Origin of the sequence: Sphingobium sp. DN12 (assembly GCF_051058005.1) — a bacterium.
Lineage (GTDB): Bacteria > Pseudomonadota > Alphaproteobacteria > Sphingomonadales > Sphingomonadaceae > Sphingobium > Sphingobium yanoikuyae.
This window is the reverse complement of record NZ_CP173717.1, coordinates 3043313-3068063: the sequence shown is the minus strand read 5'-3', so window position 1 is coordinate 3068063 and position 24751 is coordinate 3043313. Positions and strand designations below refer to the sequence as shown.

The 24751-nt window shown below is 65.4% G+C and carries 19 protein-coding genes and 1 pseudogene; 13 read left to right on the top strand and 7 right to left on the bottom strand.

The genetic code is table 11. The features are described 5' to 3' along the window. Positions 1 to 344: 344 nt before the first annotated feature. Complete coding sequence (locus ACI6S0_RS14500; protein WP_434403484.1) at positions 345 to 1367, bottom strand: LacI family DNA-binding transcriptional regulator; 1023 nt, start codon at positions 1365 to 1367, stop codon at positions 345 to 347. A 158-nt stretch (positions 1368 to 1525) separates the two neighbouring features. On the opposite strand from ACI6S0_RS14500, the gene ACI6S0_RS14495 reads away from it, so the two are divergent. The 4 genes from ACI6S0_RS14495 (at position 1526) to ACI6S0_RS14480 (ending at position 8878) form a co-directional block, all read left to right on the top strand. After that, a complete protein-coding gene (locus ACI6S0_RS14495; protein WP_434403483.1) occupies positions 1526 to 3349 on the top strand; it encodes an alpha-amylase family glycosyl hydrolase in 1824 nt (607 codons plus the stop codon). Further along, positions 3346 to 4962: an alpha-glucosidase gene (locus ACI6S0_RS14490; protein WP_434403481.1), complete on the top strand. Its 1617-nt coding sequence runs from the start codon at positions 3346 to 3348 to the stop codon at positions 4960 to 4962. The genes ACI6S0_RS14495 and ACI6S0_RS14490 overlap by 4 nt, the downstream gene beginning before the upstream one ends. A 104-nt stretch (positions 4963 to 5066) precedes the next feature. Next, positions 5067 to 7121 (top strand): glycoside hydrolase family 97 protein, encoded by a 2055-nt coding sequence (locus ACI6S0_RS14485; protein ID WP_434403480.1) that lies wholly within the window; start codon positions 5067 to 5069, stop codon positions 7119 to 7121. Between the two features lie 251 nt (positions 7122 to 7372). After that, positions 7373 to 8878: an MFS transporter gene (locus ACI6S0_RS14480; protein ID WP_434405953.1), complete on the top strand. Its 1506-nt coding sequence runs from the start codon at positions 7373 to 7375 to the stop codon at positions 8876 to 8878. Between the two features lie 65 nt (positions 8879 to 8943). Here the strand turns inward: ACI6S0_RS14480 and ACI6S0_RS14475 are convergent, their stop codons facing one another. Beyond that, positions 8944 to 9996 (bottom strand): Leu/Phe/Val dehydrogenase, encoded by a 1053-nt coding sequence (locus tag ACI6S0_RS14475; RefSeq protein WP_004208391.1) that lies wholly within the window; start codon positions 9994 to 9996, stop codon positions 8944 to 8946. A gap of 124 nt (positions 9997 to 10120) precedes the next feature. On the opposite strand from ACI6S0_RS14475, the gene ACI6S0_RS14470 reads away from it, so the two are divergent. Next, a complete protein-coding gene (locus ACI6S0_RS14470; RefSeq protein WP_004208390.1) occupies positions 10121 to 10582 on the top strand; it encodes an Lrp/AsnC family transcriptional regulator in 462 nt (153 codons plus the stop codon). A gap of 39 nt (positions 10583 to 10621) precedes the next feature. Here ACI6S0_RS14470 and ACI6S0_RS14465 read toward each other — a convergent pair whose 3' ends face one another. The 5 genes and pseudogenes from ACI6S0_RS14465 to ACI6S0_RS14445 form a co-directional block, all read right to left on the bottom strand. Further along, positions 10622 to 12298, bottom strand: coding sequence for a M28 family metallopeptidase (locus tag ACI6S0_RS14465; RefSeq protein ID WP_069337403.1), 1677 nt, complete (start codon positions 12296 to 12298; stop codon positions 10622 to 10624). Positions 12299 to 12449: 151 nt separating this feature from the next. Beyond that, on the bottom strand, positions 12450 to 13913 hold the full coding sequence (locus tag ACI6S0_RS14460; protein WP_434403478.1) for a GH1 family beta-glucosidase: 1464 nt from the start codon (positions 13911 to 13913) through the stop codon (positions 12450 to 12452). Positions 13914 to 13926: 13 nt separating this feature from the next. After that, positions 13927 to 16263, bottom strand: a complete 2337-nt coding sequence (locus tag ACI6S0_RS14455; RefSeq protein ID WP_434403477.1) for a TIM-barrel domain-containing protein — start codon at positions 16261 to 16263, stop codon at positions 13927 to 13929. A 23-nt stretch (positions 16264 to 16286) separates the two neighbouring features. Then, positions 16287 to 16979 (bottom strand): annotated as a pseudogene (locus ACI6S0_RS14450) (alpha-L-fucosidase); the annotation flags it as partial. A 76-nt stretch (positions 16980 to 17055) separates the two neighbouring features. Further along, positions 17056 to 18419, bottom strand: a protein-coding gene (locus ACI6S0_RS14445; RefSeq protein WP_139278864.1) for an IS3 family transposase whose coding sequence is annotated in 2 segments (ribosomal slippage) — positions 17056 to 18069 and positions 18072 to 18419 — 1362 coding nt in all. Because the reading frame shifts where the segments join, the coding sequence is not laid out codon by codon here. A gap of 109 nt (positions 18420 to 18528) precedes the next feature. On the opposite strand from ACI6S0_RS14445, the gene ACI6S0_RS14440 reads away from it, so the two are divergent. The 8 genes from ACI6S0_RS14440 to ACI6S0_RS14405 all read left to right on the top strand — a co-directional run bounded on the left by ACI6S0_RS14440 (position 18529) and on the right by ACI6S0_RS14405 (position 24751). After that, positions 18529 to 19032 carry a TonB-dependent receptor domain-containing protein gene (locus ACI6S0_RS14440; protein ID WP_434403476.1) on the top strand — a complete coding sequence of 168 codons (504 nt, stop codon included), beginning with the start codon at positions 18529 to 18531 and terminating at the stop codon, positions 19030 to 19032. Positions 19033 to 19184: 152 nt separating this feature from the next. Further along, on the top strand, positions 19185 to 20366 hold the full coding sequence (fucP, locus tag ACI6S0_RS14435; protein ID WP_434403475.1) for an L-fucose:H+ symporter permease: 1182 nt from the start codon (positions 19185 to 19187) through the stop codon (positions 20364 to 20366). Continuing rightward, the gene (locus tag ACI6S0_RS14430; protein ID WP_434403474.1) at positions 20363 to 21187 is read left to right on the top strand and encodes an amidohydrolase family protein; all 825 of its coding nucleotides are present in this window, start codon (positions 20363 to 20365) and stop codon (positions 21185 to 21187) included. The genes fucP and ACI6S0_RS14430 overlap by 4 nt, the downstream gene beginning before the upstream one ends. After that, the gene (locus ACI6S0_RS14425; RefSeq protein ID WP_434403473.1) at positions 21184 to 22167 is read left to right on the top strand and encodes an aldo/keto reductase; all 984 of its coding nucleotides are present in this window, start codon (positions 21184 to 21186) and stop codon (positions 22165 to 22167) included. Before ACI6S0_RS14430 ends, ACI6S0_RS14425 begins: the two co-directional genes overlap by 4 nt. Then, on the top strand, positions 22160 to 22468 hold the full coding sequence (locus ACI6S0_RS14420) for a UxaA family hydrolase (RefSeq protein WP_434403472.1): 309 nt from the start codon (positions 22160 to 22162) through the stop codon (positions 22466 to 22468). Before ACI6S0_RS14425 ends, ACI6S0_RS14420 begins: the two co-directional genes overlap by 8 nt. Beyond that, the gene (locus ACI6S0_RS14415) at positions 22465 to 23667 is read left to right on the top strand and encodes a UxaA family hydrolase (protein WP_069337393.1); all 1203 of its coding nucleotides are present in this window, start codon (positions 22465 to 22467) and stop codon (positions 23665 to 23667) included. The genes ACI6S0_RS14420 and ACI6S0_RS14415 overlap by 4 nt, the downstream gene beginning before the upstream one ends. Next, on the top strand, positions 23640 to 24407 hold the full coding sequence (locus ACI6S0_RS14410) for an SDR family oxidoreductase (RefSeq protein WP_434403471.1): 768 nt from the start codon (positions 23640 to 23642) through the stop codon (positions 24405 to 24407). The genes ACI6S0_RS14415 and ACI6S0_RS14410 overlap by 28 nt, the downstream gene beginning before the upstream one ends. Continuing rightward, on the top strand, positions 24407 to 24751 hold the full coding sequence (locus tag ACI6S0_RS14405; protein ID WP_007712318.1) for an L-rhamnose mutarotase: 345 nt from the start codon (positions 24407 to 24409) through the stop codon (positions 24749 to 24751). The genes ACI6S0_RS14410 and ACI6S0_RS14405 overlap by 1 nt, the downstream gene beginning before the upstream one ends.

The following is a 24751-nucleotide window of genomic DNA, read 5'->3' as shown; positions in this document are numbered from 1 at the left end:
GGGTAATCCCCCTCCCCGGACCGCCACCCCTTAGAGGGGAGGGCGGTCCGTTTTTCTTTGGAGGGAAGGGGGAGGCGCGTGTCGCTCCTCGCTCGTCATGCCAGCGAAGGCTGGCATCCCACTGCCTTGTTTGCGCCCAAGAAAAGAGAGATCCCAGCTTCCGCTGGGATGACGAATCTGGGCGGGGCTTGGGCAATCCTCTAGGGGCGATCGACATTCAGATGATGACGTGACGAAAATGGTGGTTTTCCGTGACCCGGAGCGCAGCGTACTCAAAGTACGTGAGCACCGGAAGCGCGGAGAACCGCCATTTGCAGGCCGTCAGGGCTGAATGTCGATTGTCCCTAAGCCGTCATCCGCGTGATCAGTCGCGGCGCCAGCAGCGTCGGCGTCACCGGCTTGCGGTCGATCTGGCCGATCAGCGCATCGACCAGCACCTCGCCCGCGTGGAGATAATCCTGCGCCACGGTGGTCAGCGGCTGTCGCGTCAGGCTGGCGGCGGGGATATCGTCGAAGCCGATCAGGGCGACGTCGCCGGGCACCGACAGCCCATGTTCGTCCAGCGCCCGCATCGCGCCGATCGCGATCAGGTCGGACCCGGCAAAGATCGCGTCGAATGTCACGCCGCGCGCGATCAGGCGGCTCGCCGCCTCATAACCCGACTGCTCGGTCGACAGCGCATCGACATGCAGGCCGGGGTCGACCGCATGGCCGGCCTCGCGCAGCACGTCGGACAGGCCGGCATAACGGTCGCGAAATTCGGGATAATGGCTCGAGGCGTCACCGAGAAAGGCGATCCGGCTGCATCCGCGCGCGATCAGGTGGGCGCCCGCGTCGCGCCCGCCGCGCCGGTTGTCGCAGCCGATCGTCATCCCCAGCGCATGCCGGTCGACCGACCCCCAGCGCACGAAATGCGTGCCCTGCGCCACCAGTTGCTCCAGCCGGGTGCGATAGATTTCATAGTCGCCATAGCCCAGAAGGATGATGCCGTCGGCCTTGCGGCTATCCTCATAATCGACATGCCAGTCGGTCGACAGCTGCTGGAAACTGGTCAGCAGGTCATAGCCGCGCTTGGCGCAGGTCTGCAGGATCGGCCCCAGCATCGACAGGAAGAAGGGGTTGATCCAGCTTTCGTCGGGCAGCAGATCCTCGAAGAACAGCAGGGCCAGCGTATTGCTCTTGCCCCGCCGCAGCGACGAGGCATTCTTGTCCACCGTATAGTTGAGCTGCCGGGCGATCGCCTCGACCCGCAGCCGCGTCGCTTCGCTCACCGTCTTGTCGCCGCGCAGCGCGCGCGACACGGTCGGCTGGGACACGCCGGCCAGCGTGGCGATGTCGAAGGATGTCACTTTGTCGTTGGCGGCCATGGCGCGACCCTACGCCAGCGAGTCTCCATTGGGAATAGAAGGGTTTGAAACCGGTCTGAATACGTATGCCGCTCCCTTGGCCCGCCCTGTCCCCGCCGACTAAGAAGGGGCCAAGCCGCGGCAATCGGGCACAAGCGGCAATGGGAGGGATGAAGGCCATGCGCGGACGAACGGCAATGCTGCTGGCTGCGCTCTGCGCGCTTCCCGCTCCGGCCATGGCACAGGATGACGGCTTTCGCGCCCGCCTGCCCGAAGATGAAGTCATCTATTTCGTCCTGCCCGACCGGTTCGACAATGCCGACTCCGCCAATGACAAGGGCGGCCTCAAGGGCGACCGGCTCCAGACCGGCTATGATCCCGCGTCCAAGGGCTTCTACCATGGCGGCGACATCCAGGGGCTGATCCGCCGGCTCGATTATATTCAGGGGTTGGGCGCTACCGCCATCTGGGCCGGGCCGATCTTCCGCAACAAGCCGGTGCAGGGCCCCAAGGGGCAGGAAAGCGCCGGCTATCACGGTTACTGGATCACCGATTTCGAGCATGTCGATCCGCATTTCGGCACCGACGCGGATTTTGCCGCGCTGGTGAAGGCCGCCCATGGCCGGGGGATGAAGGTCTATATGGACATCATCGCCAACCATACGGCCGACGTGATCCAATATCGCGAATGCGCCGACCGGCCCTGTCCCTATCGCTCGCGCGCCGACTATCCCTATCAGCGGCGCGGCGGCGTGGCCGGCCCGGCGATCAATCCGGGCTTTGCCGGCGACGCCGATCATAGCGCCGCCAATTTCGGCAAGCTCACCGACCCGGCCTATGCCTATACCCCCTTCGTGCCGAAGGGCGAACAGGCGGTGAAGAGCCCGGCCTGGCTCAACGATGTGCGCTATTATCATAATCGCGGCGAGACGACCTATTCGGGCGAGAGCGCGACCATGGGCGATTTTGCCGGGCTCGACGATCTGATGACCGAACATCCGCGCGTGATCGCCGGCATGATCGACATTTTCGGCGGCTGGATCGACCGCTTCGGCATTGACGGCTTTCGCATCGACACCGCCCGCCATGTCGACCCGCATTTCTGGCAGCAGTTCGTCCCCGCCATGCAGGCGCGGGCCAAAGCGCGCGGCATCCCCAATTTCCATGTCTTCGGCGAAGTCTATGTCGAGACGGTCGATGCCGGCCCGCTCGCCTGGCACACCCGCGAAGGCGGCTTCCCCGCCGTGCTCGACTTCGCCTTCCGCCAGGCCGCGCTGGAAACCGTCGCGGGCAAGGCGGCGACCGCGACCTGGGAACGCATGCTGACCGGCGACGCCCTCTATCAGGGTGGCGCCGCCACCGCGCGCCAGTTGCCGACCTTCGTCAGCAATCATGACGCCGGCCGTTTCGCCACCTTCGTCCGCCGCGCCTTCCCGCAGGCTGGCGAGGATGAGGTGCTGCGCCGGGTGATGCTCGCCAACGCCATGCTGCTGACGCTGCGCGGCGTGCCGACCATCTATTATGGCGATGAACAGGGTTTCGTCGGCGATGGCGGCGATCAGGACGCGCGCGAGGATATGTTCGGCAGCCAGGTGGCGAGCTATAACGACAATCGCCTGCTCGGCAGCGATGCGACCACCGCCACCCCGCGCTTCGACCCCGCCCATCCGCTCTATCGCGAGATCGCGGCGCTCGCCCGCCTGCGCACCAGCCATGCCGCGCTGCGCCGGGGCAGCGAGACGATCCGCGCGCGCGGCGACGAGCCGGGCCTGTTCGCCGTCTCCCGCTTCGATCCCGACACGGGCGCGGAATATCTGATCGCCTTCAACACATCGACCGCGCCGATCAGGGCGCAGGTTCAGGTGGGCGCTGCCTCCACCGCTTTCGATACCCTTGCCGGCGCGGCCTGTGCCCCGCGCGCGTCCGCGCCCGGCAGCCTCGCCCTCGACCTTCCTCCCCTTGGCTACAGCGTCTGCGCTGTACGGAGCGCTAATCCGCAATGACCGACGCACTGACCGATATGGCTCCCTGGTGGCGCGGCGCCACCATCTACCAGATCTACCCGCGCAGCTTCGCCGACTCCAATGGCGACGGTATCGGCGATCTGGCCGGCATCACCGCCCATCTTCCCTATGTCGCCTCGCTCGGCGTCGACGCCATCTGGCTCTCGCCCTTCTTCAAGAGCCCGATGCGCGATTTCGGCTATGACGTGTCGGATTATTGCGATGTCGATCCGATCTTCGGCACGCTCGCCGATTTCGACGCGCTGATCGCCCGTGCCCATGACCTCGGCCTGCGCATCATCGTCGATCAGGTCTGGGCCCATACCTCCGACGAACATCCCTGGTTCATCGAAAGCCGTTCCAGCCGCCAGAACGACCATGCCGACTGGTATGTCTGGGCCGATGCGAAGCCCGACGGCACGCCGCCCAACAACTGGCAGTCGGTGTTTGGCGGCCCGGCCTGGACCTGGGACGCGCGGCGCGGCCAATATTATATGCACAATTTCCTGAAGGAGCAGCCACAGATCAACCTGCACAATGGAAAGGTGCAGGCGGCGGTGCTGGATATCGTGCGCTTCTGGCTCGATCGCGGCGTCGATGGCTTCCGTATCGATGCGATCAACCATTCGATGCCCGACCCGCAACTGCGCGACAATCCGCCCGCGCCCGAAGACGGCCGCATCCGCACGCGCCCCTATGATTTCCAGATCAAGCGCTACAGCCAGAGCCACCCGGACATTCCACTGTTCCTGGAAAAGGTGCGTTCGGTGTTCGACGAATATCCCGATCGCTTCACCGTCGCCGAAGTCGGCGGGGATGACAGCGATGCGGAGATGAAGGCCTTCACCCAGGGCGATCATCGCCTCAACACCGCCTATGGCTTCGACTTCCTCTACGCCCCCAAATTGACCGCGCCGTTCCTGAAAGACGCGCTGTCGCGCTGGCCGGCGGAGCAGGGGATTGGCTGGCCCAGCTGGGCGTTCGAAAATCATGACGCGCCGCGCGCCGTCTCGCGCTGGGCCGGCGACATCGACGCCCATGCCTATTGCCGGATGAAGATGCTGCTGCTCGCCTGCCTGCGCGGCAATATCTTCCTCTATTATGGCGAGGAACTGGGCCTGCCGCAGGTCGATATCGCGTTCGAGGATCTGCAGGATCCCGAAGCGATCGCCAACTGGCCGCTGACCCTGTCGCGCGACGGCGCCCGCACGCCCATGCCCTGGACCGGCGCGGCGCCCTGGCTCGGCTTCTCCGACGCCAGGCCCTGGCTGCCGGTGGGGGAGGCGCATCGCCCGCTCGCCGTCGATGTGCAGGAAGCCGACCCCGTCTCGCTGCTCCACTGGACGCGCGAGGTGCTGGCCCTGCGCAACGCCACCCCGGCGCTGCGCAGCGGCACGATCACCTTTCTCGATACGCCGGACGATCTGCTCGCCTTTGAACGGACGCAGGACGGGCACCAGCGCCTCTGCGTCTTCAACCTCGGCACCAGCCCCGTCGCCTGGCGCCCGGCCGATGCGGACCGCTGGCAGGTCGAACTGTCGACCGGCAGCATCGCCGACTGGAATTTCGCCCCCGCATCCGGCCTCGTCGCCGCCTTTGACCATTCAGAATGACATTCTCCCTCGTCATTGCGAGCGTAGCGAAGCAATCCAAATGGACTGCCCATGGATTGCTTCGCTGCGCTCGCAATGACGCGCCGAAAGACAAGGATTCTTCCATGACGCGACTGACCGCGCTCGCCCTCCCGCTCATTGCCCTGGCGCTCGCGCCCACCGCCGCGCGCGCCGATGTGGTGGCCAGGGCCGCCTCGCCCGATGGCCATATCATCCTCACCATCAGCCTCGATGGCGAGGGGCGCCCCAGCTACGCCGTGCAGCGCAATGGCAAGCCGCTGATCGCCGACAGCCGTTTGGGCTTCATGTTCACCGACGCGCCGAAGATCGAGCGCAACCTGACGCTGGCCGATGCCAGGCAGGCGAGCAGCGACACGAGCTGGACCCAGCCCTGGGGCGAATGGACCAGGATCCGCGACCATCATAATGAGCTGAAGCTGGTCTTCCGGGAGAAGGGCGATCTCCAGCGCGAGATGGATGTGACCTTCCGCCTGTTCGATGACGGCGTCGCCTTCCGCTATACCTTGCCTGACCAGGCCAATCTCCATCACGCCAACATTGCCGAGGAACTGACCCAGTTCGCCTTCGCGCAAGGGGGCACGGCCTGGTGGAAGCCCGCCTATGAGTGGAATCGCGAGGAATATCTCTACAACCGCACCCCGCTCGACGCGGTCGGCACCGCCCAGACGGTGATGACGGTCAAGCTGGCCGACGGCACCCATGTCGCCCTGCATGAAGCCGCGCTGGTCGATTATGCGGGCATGAATCTCGCCCGTGCCGAGGGCAACACGTTCCGCGCCGATCTGACGCCGGGGGCAGGCGCGCCCAAGGTGTCGCGCGACGCCGGCTTCTCCACCCCCTGGCGCACCATCGCCGTCGCCGACGATGCCGCCGGCCTCTACATGAACCACATGATCCTGAACTTGAACGAGCCCAACAAGCTCGGCGATGTTTCGTGGATCAAGCCGGGCAAGTTCGTCGGCGTCTGGTGGAACATGATCAAGGGCGAATGGAGCTGGGCGCGCGGCCCCAAACATGGCGCCACCACCGCCAATGTCCGCCGCTATATCGATTTCGCTGCTGCCAGCGGCATCCCCGCCGTGCTGGTCGAGGGCTGGAATGTCGGCTGGGACGGCAACTGGTTCGGCAATGGCAAGGATATGAACTTCTCGCAGCCGACCGAGGATTTCGACGCAGACGGCCTGGCCGCCTATGCGAAATCCAAGGGCGTCACCCTGATCGGCCATCATGAAACCGGCGGATCGGCCAGCCATTATGACGGCCAACTCGACACCGCCTTCAAATGGGCGGCCGACCATGGCGAGCAGGTGGTGAAGACCGGCTATGTCACCGACGCCGGCCAGATCGAGCGGGTCGACGCCGATGGCGCGAAGCATCGCGAATGGCATGAAGGCCAGTGGATGGTGAATCATTATCTGCGCGTCGTGCAGACCGCCGCCAAATATCATGTCAGTATCGACAGCCATGAACCGGTCAAGGACACGGGCCTGCGCCGCACCTATCCCAACTGGGTCGCGCGCGAAGGCGGCCGGGGCATGGAATATAATGCCTGGGTCGGCGGCAAGAACCCGCCCGAGCATGAGGCGAACCTGGTCTTCACCCAGTTGCTGGGCGGCCCGATGGACTTCACGCCGGGCGTGCTCAGCCTGTCGGGTTCGGAAGGCAGCACCATCCACTCGACCATCGCCAAGCAGCTCGCCCTCTATGTCGTCCTCTATTCGCCGGTGGTGATGGCGGCCGACACGCCGGAAAATTACGCCAGATATCCCGGCCCCTTCCAGTTCATCAAGGACGTGCCGACCGACTGGTCCGACACCCGCGCCTTGAATGGCGAGGTCGGCGACTATGTCACCATCGCGCGCAAGGCGAAGGGCAGCGACGACTGGTATCTGGGCGCGGTCGGCGATGAACAGGCGCGTTCCAGCAAGGTGACGCTCGACTTCCTCGATGCCGGCCGCAGCTACACCGCGCAAATCTACCGCGACGGCCCCGGCGCCGACTATCGCACAGAGGCACGCCACGCGATCGTGATCGAGAAAAGACAAGTGAAGAAGGGCGACGTCCTCGCCATCGACCTTGCGCCCGGCGGCGGCCAGGCGATCCGCTTCGTCGCCAGCGGCGGCAAGCGCAAGCGGTGACAGTCCAGTGAACCTCGTCATTGCGAGGGCCGCAGGCCCGCGGCAATCCCGTGGATTGCTTCACCCGGCTATCGTCGGGTTCGCAATGACGAAGCGGCTATGGCCTGTCCTACAAGAAGGCGCTCCTCTATGCTGCGGATTGCAAAGGCCCGGCACAAGGCAGACTTTCCGATAGGATCAGGCGCTCGCAACTTAATGTCAAAATGTGCGGGAAATGTGCGAAGTTAAGGTGAAGGATGGGGATGGCCGGGATGAATGAGATGGGGCTGGAAACGGGCGCGACGACGTCCGACGGTCGGCCGCGCCAGGGCTTCTGGGGGCTGTGGAATATCAGCTTCGGCTTCTTCGGCATCCAGATCGGCTTCGCGCTGCAGAACGCCAACATGTCGCGAATCTTCCAGTCGCTGGGGGAAAATCTCGACAATCTCGCCCTGCTGTGGATCGCCGCGCCGCTGACCGGCCTGCTGGTGCAGCCGGTGATCGGCCATTATAGCGATCGCACCTGGTGCCGCCTCGGCCGGCGTCGGCCCTATTTCTTCGCCGGTGCGCTGTTTGCGGCACTCGCTTTGTTCGGCATGCCCAATGCGCCCGGCCTGATGGCCGCCGCGCTGATGCTCTGGATTCTCGACGCCTCGCTCAACGTCTCGATGGAGCCGTTCCGCGCCTTTGTCGGCGACATGCTGGCGAAGGAACAGCATATGGCCGGCTATGCGATCCAGACCGCCTTCATCGGCACCGGCGCGGTGATCGGCTCCTCCACCCCCTGGCTGCTCGACCAGATGGGCGTCTCCAATGTCGCGCCCGCCGGCATGATCCCCGACACGGTGCGCATCAGCTTCTATATCGGCGGCGCCGCGCTGTTCCTCGCCGTGCTCTGGACCGTGCTCACCACCCGCGAATATTCGCCCGATCAGATGGCCAGCTTTGCCCAGGCCAGCGACGCGGCAAGCCAGGAGGCGGCGGCGCCGGTCCCCGCCGGTGGTCCGCTCTGGATCGTCGCTGGCCTCGCCATCATCGCCGCTGTCTGGGGCTGGGCGCTGGAAAAGGAGCTGTATCTGCTGGGCGGGCTGCTTGCTGCCTATGGCATCGCCCGCATCGTCGCGCGGGCCCTTCATGCGCAGGGTCGGACCGACAATCTGCTCAGCCATGTGGTCGGCAATTTCGCGACCATGCCGGCGATGATGAAGAAGCTGGCGCTGGTCCAGTTCTTCACCTGGTCGGCGCTGTTCATCATGTGGATCTACACCACGCCGGTGGTCGCCCAATATATGTTCGGATCGGCCGACCCGACCAGCGCCGCCTATAATGAAGGGGGCAATTGGGTCGGCATCCTGTTCGCCACCTATAATGGCGTCGCCGCCTTCGCCGCGCCCTTCCTGCTCCAGCCGCTCGCCCGCCGCATCGGCCAGGCCCGGACCCATGCGCTGGCGCTCACGCTCGGCGCGCTCGGCTTCCTGTCCTTCCTGGTCCTGCGCGATGCACAGGCGCTGCTATTGTCGGAAGTGGCGATTGGCATCGCCTGGGCCTCGACCCTCGCCATGCCTTATGCGATGCTCGCCTCCAGCGTGCCGCAGACCAAGCTCGGCATCTATATGGGGCTGTTCAACGCCTTCGTCGTCATCCCGCAATTGCTGGTGGCGACGGTGATGGGCACGATCATGCGCCATTTCTTCCCGACCGAACCGATCTGGACCATGGCCTTTGCCGGCGCCGTCATGCTGCTGGCCGCGTTCGCCACCCTGCGCTGCCGGGACTGACCGGCAGCGCAGAGGGGAAGGGGGACTATCAAGCCGCTGATGCGCAGCATCACTGCGGCTTGCGATTACGCCGCCTGGCGTTCGGCCTCGCCGATGATGGCCTCGGCCATTTCGTCGGCGACCAGCGCGGGGGAGCGCTCCTCGCGCTTGGCCTGGTCCAGTATCTGGGCGACCCGGCCGCCGATCTGGTCGACGCGGGCGGCGACGCTGGCGCGGTCCTCGCCCAGATATTCGGCCGACACGCTGATGATACCACCGGCATTGGCGACATAGTCGGGCACATAGACGATGCCGCGCGCCCGCAGCAGCTCCGCCACATCGGGCGTCGCCAGCTGGTTGTTGGCCGCGCCGCAGACCAGGCGCGCCTGCATCGCCGCCACGCTCTGCGGATCGAGCGCGCCGCCCAGGGCGCAGGGGGCAAAGATGTCCGCCTCGACCGCGGCGATGTCGGCCACGTCCACCACATTCGCGTTCAGCACGGCGGCCAGCGTGTTGCGGCGGCGCGGATCGATGTCGGCGATCACCAGGCGGGCGCCGGCATCGGCCAGGCGACGGCACAGCGCCGCGCCGACATTGCCGGTGCCCTGCACAGCAACGGTCAGGTCGGACAGTTCGGCGCCCAGCGACTGGCGGGCGGCCGCCTGCATCGCCTCGAACACGCCCAGCGCGGTCCAGGGCGACGGATCGCCGCCGGCCGCGCCCTCGGCGACATCCAGGCCCGCGACATGACGGGTCTGGCTGGCCACCGCCTGCATGTCGGCGACGCTGGTGCCGACATCCTCGGCCGTGACATAGGTGCCACCCAGTTCCTCGACCGCGCGGCCGAACGCCTGGAACAGCGCGACCCGGTCGAATTCGCCTTCGGGCCGGCGCAGCACCGCCTTGGCGCCGCCGAAGGGCAGACCGGCCATGGCATTCTTGTAGCTCATGCCCTCGGCCAGGCGGCAGGCATCGTCCAGCGCCGCGCCGATATCGGCATAATGCCAGAAGCGGCAGCCGCCGGCGCCCGGCCCGATCGCGGTGCTGTGGATGGCAATCACGCCGTCCAGCCCGCTGGCGGGATCAAGCAGCCGCACCGACTGCATCGGCGGGTTCAGGCGGGCAGGACGGGAAACCATATTCTTCTCCTCGGGATGATGCCGCCTTATCGCCGGTCGCCAGAGAAGAATCTTGCCTGATTTGAAGCCCGATATCGCCAATATGAGGATGAATTATCCTGCCATCGGCGATATGTAGGAAAATATGATCGAACTCGACCATTTCGAGCGGAAGATTCTCCGCGAATTGCAGCGCGATGCCAGCCAGACCACGGCGGAGATTGCGGACAAGGTCGGGCTGACCCCGTCGCCCTGCTGGCGCCGCATCGACCGGCTGGAAAAGGAAGGGCTGATCCGCAAGCGGGTGGCCTTGCTCGACCGGCGCAAGGTCGGCCTCAATGCCCAGGTCTTCGCCCAGGTAAAGCTCAACGCCCATGGCCGTGCCAATCTGGACGAGTTCAGCGCCGCGATCGGCGGCTTTCCCGAAGTGCTGGAGGCGTTCGTGCTGCTCGGCACGATGGATTTCATGCTGCGCATCGTGGCCAAGGATATCGAGGCCTATGAACGCTTCTTCTTCGAACGGCTGAGCAAGCTGCCCGGCGTGCAGGAAATCAACTCGACCGTCGCCCTGTCCGAAATCAAGTCGACCCACGAACTGCCGATATGACATGGCGGCCGGTAGGCACCGGCCGCCACGCCTCACATCTTATTTGCGCTGCGCCTGGCTGGCGTCGCGGGCCGCGCGGAATTCGCTGTCGCTCGACCAGTTGGGCCAGTCATGGCCGTCGGCCACGCGGCGACCGACATTGTAGAGCAGGGTCATGTCGCCCTCCCAGCTGCTGGTGTTCCAGCTGTCGTCATATTGGTCGGCCGGCTGGTGATAGCGATCGCGAGTATAGATATCGCCCAGTTCCTTGCCGCGCGCCGCGCCGCCATTCACCAGTTCGCGGCCCGGATTGAACGAGATGGCGGGCACGCCGCGCTTGGCCATCGGGAAATGGTCAGAACGGTAGAAGCTGCCCGCTTCGGGGCGCGCATCCGGCGTATAATGGCGGCCCAGCTTCTCGCCTTCCTGCGTCAGCAGGGTCAGCAGGTCCAGCTTGGCCGCGCCGGAGATGGAGAAATTGACCGTCTTCTCGGCGGCGAAGGGACCGTCCATGTTGATGACGCCGGCCGTGGTCGCCAGCGGGCGCAGCGGATTGTCGGCATAATATTCCGACCCCAGCAGGCCCTTCTCCTCGGCCGTCACCGCCAGGAAGAGGACGGAACGTTCGGGCTTCGGTCCCTTGGCATAGGCGCGGGCCAGTTCCAGCAGCGCGGCGGTGCCCGACGCATTGTCGCGCGCGCCATTATAGATGGTGTCGCCCTTCGCGTCCGGCGCGCCGATGCCCAGATGGTCCCAGTGGGCGGAATAGATGACGGTCTCGTCGGGATATTTGCTGCCCGGCAGGATTCCCGCGACATTGTGCGAGGTGATGATTTCCGACTTCACCGCATAGTCGGCGCTCATCGTCGCTTTCAGGGGAATGGGCTTGAAGTCCTTCTTGCGCGCGGCCGCCTTGGCCGCTTCGAAATCGACGCCCGACGCGGCCAGCAGCTTGGCGGCCAGATCCTTCTGGATCCAGCCTTCCATCTGGGTGTGGGCGCTCTTGGGATCGGCGCGGACAATGTCGAACATGGTGTTGGTGTTGCTGTTCTTGACCGTCGCCCAGCCATAGGATGCCGGCTCGCTTTCATGCACCACCAGCACGCCGGCCGCGCCCTGGCGCGCGGCTTCTTCATATTTGTAGGTCCAGCGGCCATAATAGGTCATCAGCTTGCCGCCGAAATCGCCTTCGCCGCCCTCGAAATCGGGGTCGTTGACCAGCACGACCATGATCTTGCCTTTAAGGTCCACGCCCTTGAAATCGTCCCAGCCGCGTTCGGGCGCCTTCACGCCATAGCCGACGAAGACCAGCGGCAGGTTGGCGAACTTGACCGCCGACTGGCCGGTCTCGGCCGCGCGCACGGCGATTTCCGTGCCCTGGGTCAGCGGCTGGGCCGCGCCGCCCACGGTCATCGACAGGCTGGGCGTGCCGGTGATGTTCGACATGCGCAGCGGCACGTCCTGGAACCATGTGCCCTTGTCGCCGGCGGGCTTCAGCCCGGCCGCCGCCATCTGCTTGGCGATATAGTCGATCGTCTTGGTCTCGGCGCGGGTCGCCGGGCCACGGCCTTCAAACTCGTCGCTGGCCAGGATCTTGATGTCGTTGACGATGCGCGCGACGTCGAATTGCGGCGCGGTCGTGGCCGCCACGGCCAGGGCGGAAGCGGACAGCAGCCCGGCACAGGCCAGCGTCCGCCATGCGGCGCGGGAGGCACGGGACAGCGGCGACATCGTCATGGGTAACTCCTTATCTCTCTTGGATATTGCGCGGCGCGAGTCAGCGGCCTGCAATGCGAGGGGATAATGCCCATGCGACGCCATATGTCGATATGGCGTGGAATTTTAGGTCGTCGCCGCCATCCGCAAGGGGATGGCGGCGGCGCTCGGGTCACACCAGCTTGTTGGTGCGCACCAGTTCGCGATACCAGTCGGCGCTGAGCTTGGGCGTACGCTTCTGGGTCTTGAAGTCGACATGGTGGATGCCGAACAGCTTGGTATAGCCATCCTCCCACTCGAAATTGTCCATCAGGCTCCAGACGAAATAGCCCTTCACCGGCAGCCCCTCGCGGGTCGCGCGCTGCAGGTGGGTCAGGTAATTGCGCAGGTACATGACGCGGTCGGTGTCATAGACCTTGCCGTCTTCGGCCACCTTGTCGTCCGCCGAGCAGCCATTTTCGGAGATATAGAGGCCCTTGGGCTTCCAGTTCTCGGCTATGGCGCGCATGCCCCAATAGATGACCTCGGGCGTGACATAGAGCCAGGGGGAGGGCATGCGCGGCGCCTGGCCCGGATGGGGCAGGATCTTGTAGCCCGACGGCGCAGTTTCGTCGGCGCGAACGGTGTTGCCGGTATAGACATTGACCGACAGGAAATCGAGCGGCGCGCCGATCAGCTTCATGTCGCCTTCCTTGACCACCGGGGCGTCCTTGCCCTGCGCGGTCAGGTAGCTGTCGATATAGCGGCCTTCCATGATCGCGGTCAGGAACATGGCGTTCTCCTCGCGCACGGCCTTCTTCACCGCCTCGATATGTTCGGGCGTCTCGATCGCGGGAACATAGATGTTGGGATTGTCGGCAATGCCGACCTGCGTGCCCGACTTGGTCGCGGCGCGGATCGCCTGCACGCCAAGGCCATGGGCCAGCACGCCATGGTGGCGCACCTGGTTCACTTCCTTCATCGGCAGCTTCAGGCCCGGCGCCTTGCCACCGGTCATGTAGCTGAGGTCGGTGAAGCAGCGCAGTTCGTTGACCGTCATGAAGTGATTGACGCGGTCGCCCAGCTTGCCGGCGGTGTAGCCGGCATAATCGGCAAAGGCGTAGCTGGTGTCGCGATTCTGCCAGCCGCCCGGCAGGGCATGGGGCAGATCCCAGTGGAACATGGTGACATGCGGGGTGATGCCCGCCGCCAGCAGCCCGTCGACCAGACGGTTATAATAGTCCAGCCCCTTGGCATTGGGCTTGCCCCGGCCATTGGGGAAGATGCGCGACCAGGCGATGGAGAAGCGATAGGCCTTGACCCCCAGCGCCTTGAGCAGGGCGATATCGTCCTGATAGCGGTTATAGCTGTCGCAGGCGATGTCGCCGGTGTCGCCATTGGCGACCTTGCCGGGCGTGTGGGAAAACACGTCCCAGTTGGTCTGGCCGCGGCCATCGGCGTTCACGGCGCCCTCGATCTGATAGGATGCGGTGGCGCAGCCCCACAGGAAGTCGGCGGGGAAGGCGAGGCTGCCCTGCGGCGCGCCGGCGGCCGCCGCTGCGGCCTGCGCATTCGCACCGGTGCTGCCGGCCAGGCCCGCGCCCAGCGCGGCGGCGCCCAGGCCCAGGCCCAGTTCGCGGCGATTGATACCCGTCATCTTCTTTGTCTCCTTATTGACCGACGATCTGCACCAGGCCGCTGATGGCCTGGCCGGTGGGCAGCTTCGTCTTGCTCGTCAGCGTCTTTGCCTTGTCGTCCCAGACCAGCTCGGCCTTCATGCCACCCTTGCGATAATCATTGGTCTTGCCGTCATCGTCATAAAGGGTGAAGCGCGCATCGGCACCCGGATAAACCCGGATGCTTTCCAGGGCCTGCTTCTCGGCCGTGCTCTTCACCTGCACGCCCATCGGCACGATCGAACCGGCCTTCACGAACAGCGGCATGCGGTTGATCGGGGCATCCACCTCGATCGTCTGGCCGCCCTCATATTTCTGGTTGGTCCAATAATCATACCAGGCGGTGCCGGCCGGCAGATAGACCGACCGCTTGGTCTGGCCCTGCTTGGTCACCGGGGCGACCAGGAAGGCGGGGCCGAACATATATTGGTCGCCGATATCCGACACCTTGGGATCGTTCGGGAAGTCCATGAACAGGCCGCGCATGAACGGCGCGCCGGTGTCATAGGTGTGGCGGCCCAGCGCATAGATATAGGGGATCAGCGTGTAGCGCAGGCGCAGCCAGTCGGCCAGGATTGGCTCGGCCGCCTTGCCATAGGTCCACAATTCCGTGTCCGGGCGCTGGCCATGGATGCGCAGCGTCGGCGTGAACACGCTATACTGGAACCAGCGCACGAACAGTTCGGGATAATCGGTATAGTCCGCACCCGCCGCCGTCATGCCGGCCGGATCGAGCAGCACCGGATGCTGCGCCTTGGGGCCGTTCGGCCACTGCCAGCCGCCAATGTCGCTGCCCCAATAGGCCAGGCCCGACGCGGTGAAGTTGAGGCCGGCGGGCACCTGCCGGTCGAGCGCTTCCCAGGTCGACTTGATGTCCGACGACCAGAACAGGCCGCCATTGCGCTGCGAGCCGAGATAGGCGGCGCGGGCCAGGATCATGTTGCGGAAATTGGGGCGGTCGCGCTCCGAGCCTTCGGCCACGCCCGACGTATGCACCAGCGGGAACAGGTTATGATAGCGGTCGCCCGAACCGATCGAATAGAAATAGCCGTCGGGCACCAGATCCGGCTCGGTCTCGTCCAGCCAGAACCAGTCGAAGCCCTGGCTCGCGATATTATCGCGCAGCTTGCCCCAGAACCATTCCCGCGCTTGCGGATTGGTGCTGTCGATCAGCGCGCCGGCCCGGTCGGACCGCATAGGCAGGCCGTCGACCGGATTGCCGTCCTTGTCCTTCAGGAACCAGCCCTTGGACTTGAGATACTCGAAATAGCGGCCTTCGCGCTCGAACCGCGGCCACACGCTGATGATCGACCGCATGCCCATGGCGTTGAGCTGGTCGTTCATCCCCTTGGGGTCGGGATAATAGGTGCGGTCGATGTCGAGCTGGCCCATGCGGGTCCAGTAGAACCAGTCGAGCACCATGATATCGAGCGGCAGATTGCGCTGGCGATAGCCATTGGCGACCTCGAGCAGCTCCTTCTGGCTCTCGTAGCGCGCCTTGCTCTGGATCAGGCCGAAACCGGCCTTGGGCGGCAGCGGCGTCGCGCCGGTCAGCTTGGCATAGCCGGCATAGAGGTCATCGGTTGTCTTGCCGGTGATGACGAAGAAGGACACGCGTTCACCGACCTGGCTCTGGAAGCGGGTCGAATTGTGCAGGCCCGGCCACACCAAAGTGCGCGCCGGATTGTCCCAGACGATGCCATAGCCCTTGTTGGTGACCAGGAAGGGGACGCAGACGGTCTCGCCGGCCGGCGCGTCATAGCTGTGCGAACAGTCGATCTGCTTGCCGCGCAGATCCATATAGCCTTCCTGGTTCTGGCCCAGGCCGTAATAATGTTCGTCCAGCGGCGCGTCGAAGCTGGCGCCGACCTTGAAGGTCTTCTCGCCATTGACGGTCACGGGCGCCATTTCCCAGCCGGTCATCTTGGTGAGGACGGTGCCGCTGGCATCCTTCACCGAAAGGCTGACAGGCGGCAGGGCCGGGGCGAAATAGCGCTGCATCTGGGTCGGCGCGCCGGGCCAAGGCTGGGCATCGATGGTCAGCGAGATCGCCGAGGAGGTGAAGATGTCGCCGGTCGCATCGCTGCTATGGGTCCAGCCGCTGGCATCGGCCTTGGCATTGGGGCCTTCGCCCGGTGCCGCCTGCGCCAGGTCCGGGTCCATCGCGATGGTGACGCGCACGATATTGGGGGCATAGGGTTCGATCGCGACCCGGCTGCCATTGCGATCCAGCAGCGCCATCGGTGCGGCCAGCGCCGGTGCGGCGATGGCGATGCAGGATGCACCCAATGCGATCCCCGCCAGTCTTGCCTTGAAGCCCTTTGCGATCATCCCAGTCATTCCCTGTACTTGCATTAAACCAGACCCCGGCCGTCGATTCGGACGGCGGGGACGAAATCGATGCCGTGCGGCATGGTGAAGTGGAGGCCCGCGCCATCCTGACGGAAGGCAAGCTGGCCGCCGCCAAGCAGCGTCACTCGTTCGATTGTGCCAGTCCCTTGGCCGCGCGCCAGTGAGCGGATGGTCGTAGATCCGGCCGGCTTGCCCAGGAACAGCGCATAGAGCGCGCCCTTGTTGGTGGTGAAGCGGATGTCCTGCGCGGTGAAGGGCTTGGCCTTCTCCTCATTCTGCATGCCGACGATCGCCTGGGTCGGCCCTTCGCCATAGCGCTTCCACGGCCGCGAACCGAAGATCGCCTCGCCGCCATGCACCATCCATCCGGCCATCGCGTCCAGTATCTTCTCCGCCTCGCTGTCGATGGAGCCATCGCCGGGCTGCGGAATGGACAGCATCAGATTGCCGTTCTTCGACACGACATCGGCCAGCCGCTGGATCACCTGCTCGGCGCTCTTGTAGCTTTTGTCGGTCAGGCGGGCGATATTGTAGAACCAGTCGCCGATGCAGGTATCGGTCTGCCAGGGCTCGTCCCAGATATGGTCGGTATAGCCGCGCTCGACATCCTGGACGATGCCGAACCGGGCATAGGGTTTCAGCTGCTTGCCGGTCATGACCACGTCGATCTTGCCGTGCCATTCGATCGAGCGGTTATTGTCCGTCGTCGAAACATTTGGCACAGATGGGATCGTGGATTAGCGGAGAGCGGGCCTCGTCTGGGGCTTGATGTTAGGCGGCGAGCTTGCGGTGAAGCAAGCGGCGATGTTCGATGGTCTTTCGCTTGATGGTTTCGCGGCGCCTGATGATGGCGGGAGCCCTGCCGAAGTAGGCGTCTGCCGGGGTCACGTTGCTCAGGCTCTCGTGGTAGCGCTGGTGATTGTAGTGCTCCACGAACGCCTCGATCTGGGCCTCGAGGTCGCCGGGCAGGAAGTAATTCTCCAGCAGGATGCGGTTCTTCAAGGTCTGGTGCCAGCGCTCAATCTTGCCCTGAGTTTGCGGATGCAACGGGGCTCCGCGAACGTGGCTCATCTGCTGGGCCTCGATGTACTCGGCGAGTTCGCCCGCGATGTAGCCGGGGCCGTTGTCCGATAACAGCCGGGGCTTGTGCAGCACCGTGGCACTATCGCAACCCGAGGCCTTGAGAGCGAGGTCGAGCGTGTCGGTGACGTCCTCGGCGCGCATGTTGGTGCACAGCTTCCAGGCGATGATGTAGCGCGAATAGTCGTCGAGCACGGTCGAAAGGTACATCCAGCCCCACCCGATGATCTTGAAGTAGGTGAAGTCTGTCTGCCACATCTCGTTCGGCCGGGTGGTCTTCGTGTGGAACTGGTCGGCGGCCTTGATCACGGTATAGGCCGGACTGGTGATCAGGTCGTGCGCCTTCAACAGGCGGTAAACCGTGGCCTCCGACACGAAGTAGCGCTTCTCGTCGGTGAAGCGCACGGCCAGTTCGCGGGGGGAGAGTTCGGTCGCATCAAGCGCCATCTCGACGATCTGCTCGCGGACATCCTCGGAAATGCGGTTCCACACCCGGCCTGGCGCACAGGGGCGATCCTCCAGCGATTCGGGGCCGCCTTCGAGGAAGCGATCATACCAGCGGTAGAACGTCCGGCGGGGAATGCCGAGCTTATCCAGCGTGTGCTTGGCGGGCAGGTGCGACTGCTCGACGATCCTGATGATCTCCAGCTTTTCTGCGGCAGGGTACCTCATTCGTCGTCGCCCCCATCCGCGATCATGCTTTTTTTGAGCAGACGGTTTTCCAGCGTCAGATCGGCCACGCATTCCTTGAGGGCACGGGCTTCGCGGCGCAGGTCCTGAACCTCGCCCGTTGTCGCACTGCGGGCGGTGTCACCGGCAAGACGGCGCTTGCCGGCTTCCATGAACTCCTTCGACCAGGTGTAGTAGAGGCTCTGGGCAATGCCTTCACGCCGGCACAGTTCGGCGATGCTGTCCTCGCCGCGCAATCCGTCGAGCACGATGCGGATCTTGTCTTCGGCCGAGAAATGCCGCCGCGTCTGTCGGCGAATATCCTTCACCACGGCTTCGGCAGAGGCCTTCGTCGGCGATTTTCGCAAGGAGGGTTTGGGCTTCATCTGCGTTCCTTCGTCACTACGACGAAGCCCAAACCCTCCTTAAATCTCAACCCATAATCTGTGCCATGGGTGCTGACGCCGGACAAATGGCAACAGCTATGAATATGAAGTGACGTCCTACAACAATGTCGCCAAGGGCAAGGTGAAGGGCTTCGAACTCGCCTATCAGCAGTTCTTCGACTTCCTGCCCGGTCCGTTCGACGGCCTCGGCATGCAGGCGAACTTCACCTATGTGGACTCGCAGGCACCGTCGCCCGCCACCAGCGGTCCGGTCACCAACGTTCCGCTCGAACTGCTGTCGAAATATAATTACAACATCGTCGGCATCTACGAGAAGGGCGGCCTGTCGGCCCGCGTCGCCTATAACTGGCGCAGCAAATATGTCGTGACCACGGCGGGCAACGGCACCGGCAGCCTGCCGGTGTTCAACAAGCCCTTCGGTCAGCTCGATGCGTCGATCAGCTATAATGTGACTCCGCAGTTCGCGCTGGCGCTGGACGGCACCAACCTGACCAACACCCGTCGTGCGACCTATTTCGGCATCGACAGCCGTCCGCGTGACGTGGTGGTCAACGACCGTCGCATCAGCCTGACGGCCCGGATCACCTACTGATCCGCATGGGAGGCGTATAACCTCCCCCGACTGCGCAGGCCCGATCCCAACAGGGACGGGCCTGCCATGTTCGCCAATAGAGAGGATGGGTGATGCAGGCAGATGCCAGGGTAGACAGACAGGAAGATAGCGGCGCCACAAAGATGGCGGTCATGCTGACGATCGGCCTCTTCTTCCTCTGGGGCCTTGCCAATAATCTCAACGACGTGCTGATCGCCCATTTCCGGCACGCCTTCGCCCTTTCGGACTTCGCCTCGGGCCTGGTCCAGTCGGCCTTTTATCTGGGCTATTTCTGCTTCGCCATTCCCGCCGCGCTGACGGCGCAGCGCTTCGGCTACAAGGCGACGGTGATCCTGGGCCTGCTGCTGTTCGCGCTCGGCGCCTTGCTGTTCCTGCCGGCCTCCGCCGCAGTCAGCTATCCCTTCTTCCTGTTCGCCCTGTTCGTGATCGCCAGTGGCCTGGCTTTCCTCGAAACCGCCGCCAATCCGATGGTCGCGGTGCTGGGCGATGCCGCCGGTGCCGCCCGCCGCCTCAATCTCGCCCAGGCATTCAATCCGCTCGGCTCGATCACCGGCGTGGCGCTGGGCGCAACGCTGATCCTGTCCGACGCCCCGGCACAGGGCGCCGCTGCTGCCGCGGCCGTGCGCCTGCCCTATCTGCTGATCGCGCTGGTCGTGCTGGCCTGGGCGGCTCTGCTCGCGCGCACGCCCTTCCCGAAGGCGGCGGTGGAGGGCCATGCCGGCGCCACCTCGCCGCTGGCCGGCTATCGCCAGTTGCTGCGTCGTCCGCGCTATCTGGCCGGGGTCGCCGCCCAATTCTTCTATGTCGGCGCCCAGGTCGGCATCTGGAGCTATCTCATCCGCTATGCGCAGGCGGCGCTGCCGGGCATCACCGCCCAGCATGCCGCCTGGCTGCTGACCCTGTCGCTCGGCCTGTTCATGGCCGGCCGCTTTGCCGGCGCGGCGCTGCTCTCCCGCTTCGATGGTGCGCGGCTGATGCGGCTGTTCGCGCTCGTCAATCTCGGCCTCGCACTGGTCGGCTCGATCTGGCTCGGCCTGCCCGGCGTCGTCGCGCTGGTGGCCGCCAGCTTCTTCATGTCGATCATGTATCCGACCATCTTCGTCCTCTCGCTCGACGGCCTCGGCCCGCTGACCAAGCCGGGCGCGTCGATGATCGTCATGGCCATCATCGGCGGCGCGGTGCTGACCGCGCTCATGGGCCTGATTTCCGACATGGCCGGCACGATCAACGCCGCAATGCTGGTGCCCGCACTCTGCTTTCTGGTGGTCGCGGCCTATGCCCATCGCATGCGTGGCAAGGGCGGGGTGGCATGATCGACGCCCATGTCCATCTCTGGCAGCTCGGTCGCAACGATTGCAGCTGGCCCGGCGCCGACCTGCCGGCGATCCATCGCGACTATGGGCTGGATGATCTGTTCGCGCAGCTCGATGCCAACAAGGTCGACGCCGCGATCCTGGTGCAGAGCCAGGAATCGGACGCCGACACCCATTGGCTGCTCTCGCTGGCGGCCGAAACCGATCGCATCGCCGGCGTCGTCGGCTGGGTCGATCTTACAGGAGACGTCGCCGCTCGCGTCGCCGCGATGCAGGTCGCCGGCCCACTGGTCGGCATCCGCCCGATGATGCAGGGCCGCGCACCCGATTGTTTCGACGATCCGGCGCTGGCGCCCGGCTTCGCGGCGCTGGCCCGCCACGGGCTGGTGCTCGACGCGCTGGTGCGGCCGCAGCATCTCGCCTCGCTCGCCCGGCTGGCCCGGCGCCAGCCCGACCTCAGCATCATCATCGATCACGCCGCCAAGCCGCTCGTCGGCGACGCGATCCCGGCGGACTGGCGCGCCGCCATGGCCGATCTCGCCGTCTGCCCCAATGTCGCGTGCAAGCTGTCGGGCCTGCTCACTGAGCTGGCGCCGGGGACAGGGGAGGGCGCAGCCGCTCCCTTCATCGCCGAACTGGTCGCCCTGTTCGGCCCGGACCGCCTGCTCTGGGGCAGCGACTGGCCGGTGCTGACCCTCGCGTCCGACTATGCCGCCTGGCTCGATCTCGCCCGCGCCTCGCTACCGGTCGCGGCCCATCGCGCCATCTTCGCCGACAATGCCGCGCGCCTCTATCGCGTCAGGCAGGGAGCCGCCGCATGATCGATTTCCCGACCCTGGGCATGGGCACCGCGCCCATCGGCAATCTCTATCGCGTCGTCAGCGATGCGGAGGCGCGTGCGACCCTCGACGCCGCCTTCGCCGCCGGCATCGCCTATTTCGACACCGCCCCCCATTATGGCTTTGGCCTGGCCGAACGGCGGCTCGGCGCGGCACTCGCTGAGCATGACCCGCAGGGCAGGGCGCGGGTCTCGACCAAGGTCGGCCGCCTGCTGCGCCCCACCGACGCGCAAGGCGAACGCCATGGCTTCGTCGATGCCGACCCGTTCGAGCCGCATTTCGATTATGGCCATGACGCCGTGCTGCGGTCCTTCGAAAGCAGCCAGAAGCGCCTGCGCCGCGACCGGATCGACCTGCTGCTCGCCCATGATATCGGCCGCCTGACCCATGGCGATGCGCATGCCGATCATCTCGCCGCCTTTCTCGACGGCGGCTATCGGGCGATGCGCGACCTCAAAGACGCCGGCGCGATCGGCGCGATCGGCATCGGCGTGAACGAGGTCGCGATCTGCCATGAACTGCTCGACCGGGTGGAACTGGACGCGATCCTGATCGCCGGCCGCTACACCTTGCTCGATCGCGGCGCGGAGCAACTGCTCGACCGCTGCGCCAGCGCCGATGTGCGGGTCATCGTCGGCGGTCCCTATAATAGCGGCATCCTCGCCCGCGATCTCAGCGGGCCGCTCCATTTCGACTATGCCGCCCCGGACCCGGCGATCCTCGCCCGCGCTCAGGCCATGGCGACGCTCTGCCGCGATGCCGGCGTCGCGCTGCCCGCCGCCGCGCTGCAATTTCCGCTGCGCCACTCGCAGGTCATGGCCGTGATCCCCGGCCTGGTCGGCGCGGATCAGGTCCATGACACGATCGCCCGCCTGGGCGCCTCCATTCCAGCCACGCTCTGGTCGGCGCTCGACGCCGCCGCCCGTGCCCATCCTCTTGCCAAGGCCCACAGCCATGCTTGAACATGACAGCCGCCTCATCCTGCTGCACCCTAACGACAATGTGCTGATCTGCGTCAGCGCGATCGAGGCGGGCGATATCCTGCCTGTCGCCGGCGGCACCATCCCCGCGCGCGAAGGCATCGCGATCGGCCACAAGATCGCCCGCATCGCACTCGCGCAAGGCGACAAGGTCATCAAATATGGCGCGCCGATCGGGTCGATGACCGCGCCGGTCGTGGCCGGCCAATGGGTCCATATGCACAATATGAAGAGCGATTATATCAGCAGCCACACCCGCACCGCGCTGGAGCAGGGCGCATGATCCAGGGCTGGCTCCGATCCGACGGGCGCAAGGGCATCCGCAATGTCGTCGCCGTCGCCTATCTGGTCGAATGCGCGCACCATGTCGCGCGCCGCATCGTCGACAAGGCCGATGATCCCGATGTCCAGCTGATCGGCTTCCCCGGCTGCTATCCCAATGCCTATGCGGCCAAGGTGATGGAGGCGATTGCCACCCATCCCAATGTCGGTGGCCTGGTCATCGTTTCGCTCGGCTGCGAAAGCTTCAATCGAGAGAAGCTGCGCGCCGTTGTGGAGGCGAGCGGCCGTCCGGCCGAGCTGCTGGTGATCCAGGAAAAGGGCGGCACCGCCGCCACCATCGCCGCCGGCCTGGAAGCGGTCGATCGGGTGCGGGCACAGATCGCGTCGGTCGAGCGCGTGCCGATGGGCGTCGAGGAACTGGTCGTCGCCACCATCTGCGGCGGGTCGGACGGCACCAGCGGCATCACCGCCAATCCGGCGGTCGGCCGCGCCTTCGACCGGCTGGTGGCGGAAGGGGCGGCCTGCATCTTCGAGGAGACGGGGGAACTGGTCGGCTGCGAGAAGATCATGGCCGACCGCGCCGCCACGCCCGAACTCGCCGCCGCGATCGAGGCGTGCGTGCAGAAGGCGGAGGCCTATTATACCGTCATGGGCTTTGGCAGCTTCGCGCCGGGCAATGCCGAAGGCGGCCTCACCACCCAGGAGGAAAAATCCATGGGCGCCTACAGCAAGTCGGGCAGCTCGCGGATCGACGGCATATTGAAGCCGGGCGATATTCCCCCGATGGGCGGCCTCTATCTGCTCGACGTCGTGCCCGACGGCGAGCCGCGCTTCGGCTTCCCCAACATCTCCGACAATGCCGAGATCGTCGAGCTGATCGCCTGCGGCGCGCATGTCACCTTGTTCACCACCGGGCGCGGATCGGTGGTCGGATCGGCGATCTCGCCGGTCATCAAGATCTGCGCCAATCCCGAAACCGGCCGCCGCTTGGCCGCCGACATGGACGTCAATGCCGGCCGCATCCTGGAGGGGGAAGCGACCCTCGATCAGGTCGGCCAGGAAATCTATGATGCCATCCTCGCCGTCGCGGCGGGCGAGCGCAGCCTTTCCGAACAACTGGGCCATCAGGAGTTTATTTTGACCTACAAGGCTTTCGATCCCATCGGTCCCGAATGTCTGCCGATGGTGGCGCGCGCATGAGCGCCCCGCGCAACGGCCGCCTCGCCGGCAAGACCGCGCTCATCACCGCCGCCGCTCGCGGCATCGGCCGGGCTTCGGTCGAGCGTTTCGTGGCGGAGGGCGCCCGCGTCTTCGCCACCGACCGCGATCTCGACGCGCTCGACGGGCTGGAGGGCTGCGAGCGCCTTGCCCTCGACGTCACCGACGGCGCCGCCGTGCGCGCGCTGGCCGCAGACATCGGCCCGATCGACATCCTCGCCAACATTGCCGGCGTCGTCCATGCCGGCAATATCCTGGAATGCAGCCAGTCCGACTGGGACTTTGCCGTCGCGCTCAACATGACCGCCCAATATCACACCATTTCGGCCTTCCTGCCGGGCATGGTGGAAAAGGGCGCGGGCGCGATCGTCAACATGTCCTCCATCGCCAGCTCGGTGAAGGGCATCCCCAACCGCTTCGCCTATGGCGCGACCAAGGCGGGCGTGATCGGCCTGACCAAGGCGGTCGCCGCCGATTTCGTCGGGCAGGGCATTCGCTGCAACTGCATCTGCCCCGGCACCGTCGACACCCCCTCGCTGCAGCAGCGGCTGCACGACACCGGCGATTATGAAGCCGCCCAGACCGCCTTCGTCGCGCGCCAGCCGATGGGACGCCTCGGCAAGGCGGAGGAGATTGCCGGCCTGGTCCTCTATCTCGCCAGCGAAGACGCGGCGTTCACCACCGGCGCGGTCCATGTGATCGACGGCGGCTGGGTGATGTGATGCGTCATGTGTTGCTGATCGACCTGGCCGACGATGCGGCCGCCATCGCCCAATATGAGGCTTGGCATGCGTCCGGCGCGCTGCCGCCGGCCATCGGCGCCAGCATCCGCGCCGCCGACGTTCGGGCGATGGACATCTATCGCAGCGGCAACCGGCTGGTCATGCTGATGGAGACCGGCCCGGATTTCGACCCGGCGGCCAAGGCGGCGGCCGACGCCGCCGATCCGGCGGTGCAGGCCTGGGAAGCGCAGATGGATGGCGTTCAGCGGCCATTGCCCTGGTCCGTTCCCGGCGCCAAATGGACCGCCGCCACCCGCATATTTTCCTTAGACGAACAGCCCTGA

What these genes read in the sequence shown, in the direction of transcription:
- ACI6S0_RS14500 (WP_434403484.1), bottom strand. Translation starts at nt 1,367, where the DNA reads ATGGCCGCCAACGACAAAGTGACATCCTTCGACATCGCCACGCTGGCC.
- ACI6S0_RS14495 (WP_434403483.1), top strand. Translation starts at nt 1,526, where the DNA reads ATGCGCGGACGAACGGCAATGCTGCTGGCTGCGCTCTGCGCGCTTCCC.
- ACI6S0_RS14490 (WP_434403481.1), top strand. Translation starts at nt 3,346, where the DNA reads ATGACCGACGCACTGACCGATATGGCTCCCTGGTGGCGCGGCGCCACC.
- ACI6S0_RS14485 (WP_434403480.1), top strand. Translation starts at nt 5,067, where the DNA reads ATGACGCGACTGACCGCGCTCGCCCTCCCGCTCATTGCCCTGGCGCTC.
- ACI6S0_RS14480 (WP_434405953.1), top strand. Translation starts at nt 7,373, where the DNA reads ATGAATGAGATGGGGCTGGAAACGGGCGCGACGACGTCCGACGGTCGG.
- ACI6S0_RS14475 (WP_004208391.1), bottom strand. Translation starts at nt 9,996, where the DNA reads ATGGTTTCCCGTCCTGCCCGCCTGAACCCGCCGATGCAGTCGGTGCGG.
- ACI6S0_RS14470 (WP_004208390.1), top strand. Translation starts at nt 10,121, where the DNA reads ATGATCGAACTCGACCATTTCGAGCGGAAGATTCTCCGCGAATTGCAG.
- ACI6S0_RS14465 (WP_069337403.1), bottom strand. Translation starts at nt 12,298, where the DNA reads ATGACGATGTCGCCGCTGTCCCGTGCCTCCCGCGCCGCATGGCGGACG.
- ACI6S0_RS14460 (WP_434403478.1), bottom strand. Translation starts at nt 13,913, where the DNA reads ATGACGGGTATCAATCGCCGCGAACTGGGCCTGGGCCTGGGCGCCGCC.
- ACI6S0_RS14455 (WP_434403477.1), bottom strand. Translation starts at nt 16,263, where the DNA reads ATGATCGCAAAGGGCTTCAAGGCAAGACTGGCGGGGATCGCATTGGGT.
- fucP (WP_434403475.1), top strand. Translation starts at nt 19,185, where the DNA reads ATGCTGACGATCGGCCTCTTCTTCCTCTGGGGCCTTGCCAATAATCTC.
- ACI6S0_RS14430 (WP_434403474.1), top strand. Translation starts at nt 20,363, where the DNA reads ATGATCGACGCCCATGTCCATCTCTGGCAGCTCGGTCGCAACGATTGC.
- ACI6S0_RS14425 (WP_434403473.1), top strand. Translation starts at nt 21,184, where the DNA reads ATGATCGATTTCCCGACCCTGGGCATGGGCACCGCGCCCATCGGCAAT.
- ACI6S0_RS14420 (WP_434403472.1), top strand. Translation starts at nt 22,160, where the DNA reads ATGCTTGAACATGACAGCCGCCTCATCCTGCTGCACCCTAACGACAAT.
- ACI6S0_RS14415 (WP_069337393.1), top strand. Translation starts at nt 22,465, where the DNA reads ATGATCCAGGGCTGGCTCCGATCCGACGGGCGCAAGGGCATCCGCAAT.
- ACI6S0_RS14410 (WP_434403471.1), top strand. Translation starts at nt 23,640, where the DNA reads ATGTCTGCCGATGGTGGCGCGCGCATGAGCGCCCCGCGCAACGGCCGC.
- ACI6S0_RS14405 (WP_007712318.1), top strand. Translation starts at nt 24,407, where the DNA reads ATGCGTCATGTGTTGCTGATCGACCTGGCCGACGATGCGGCCGCCATC.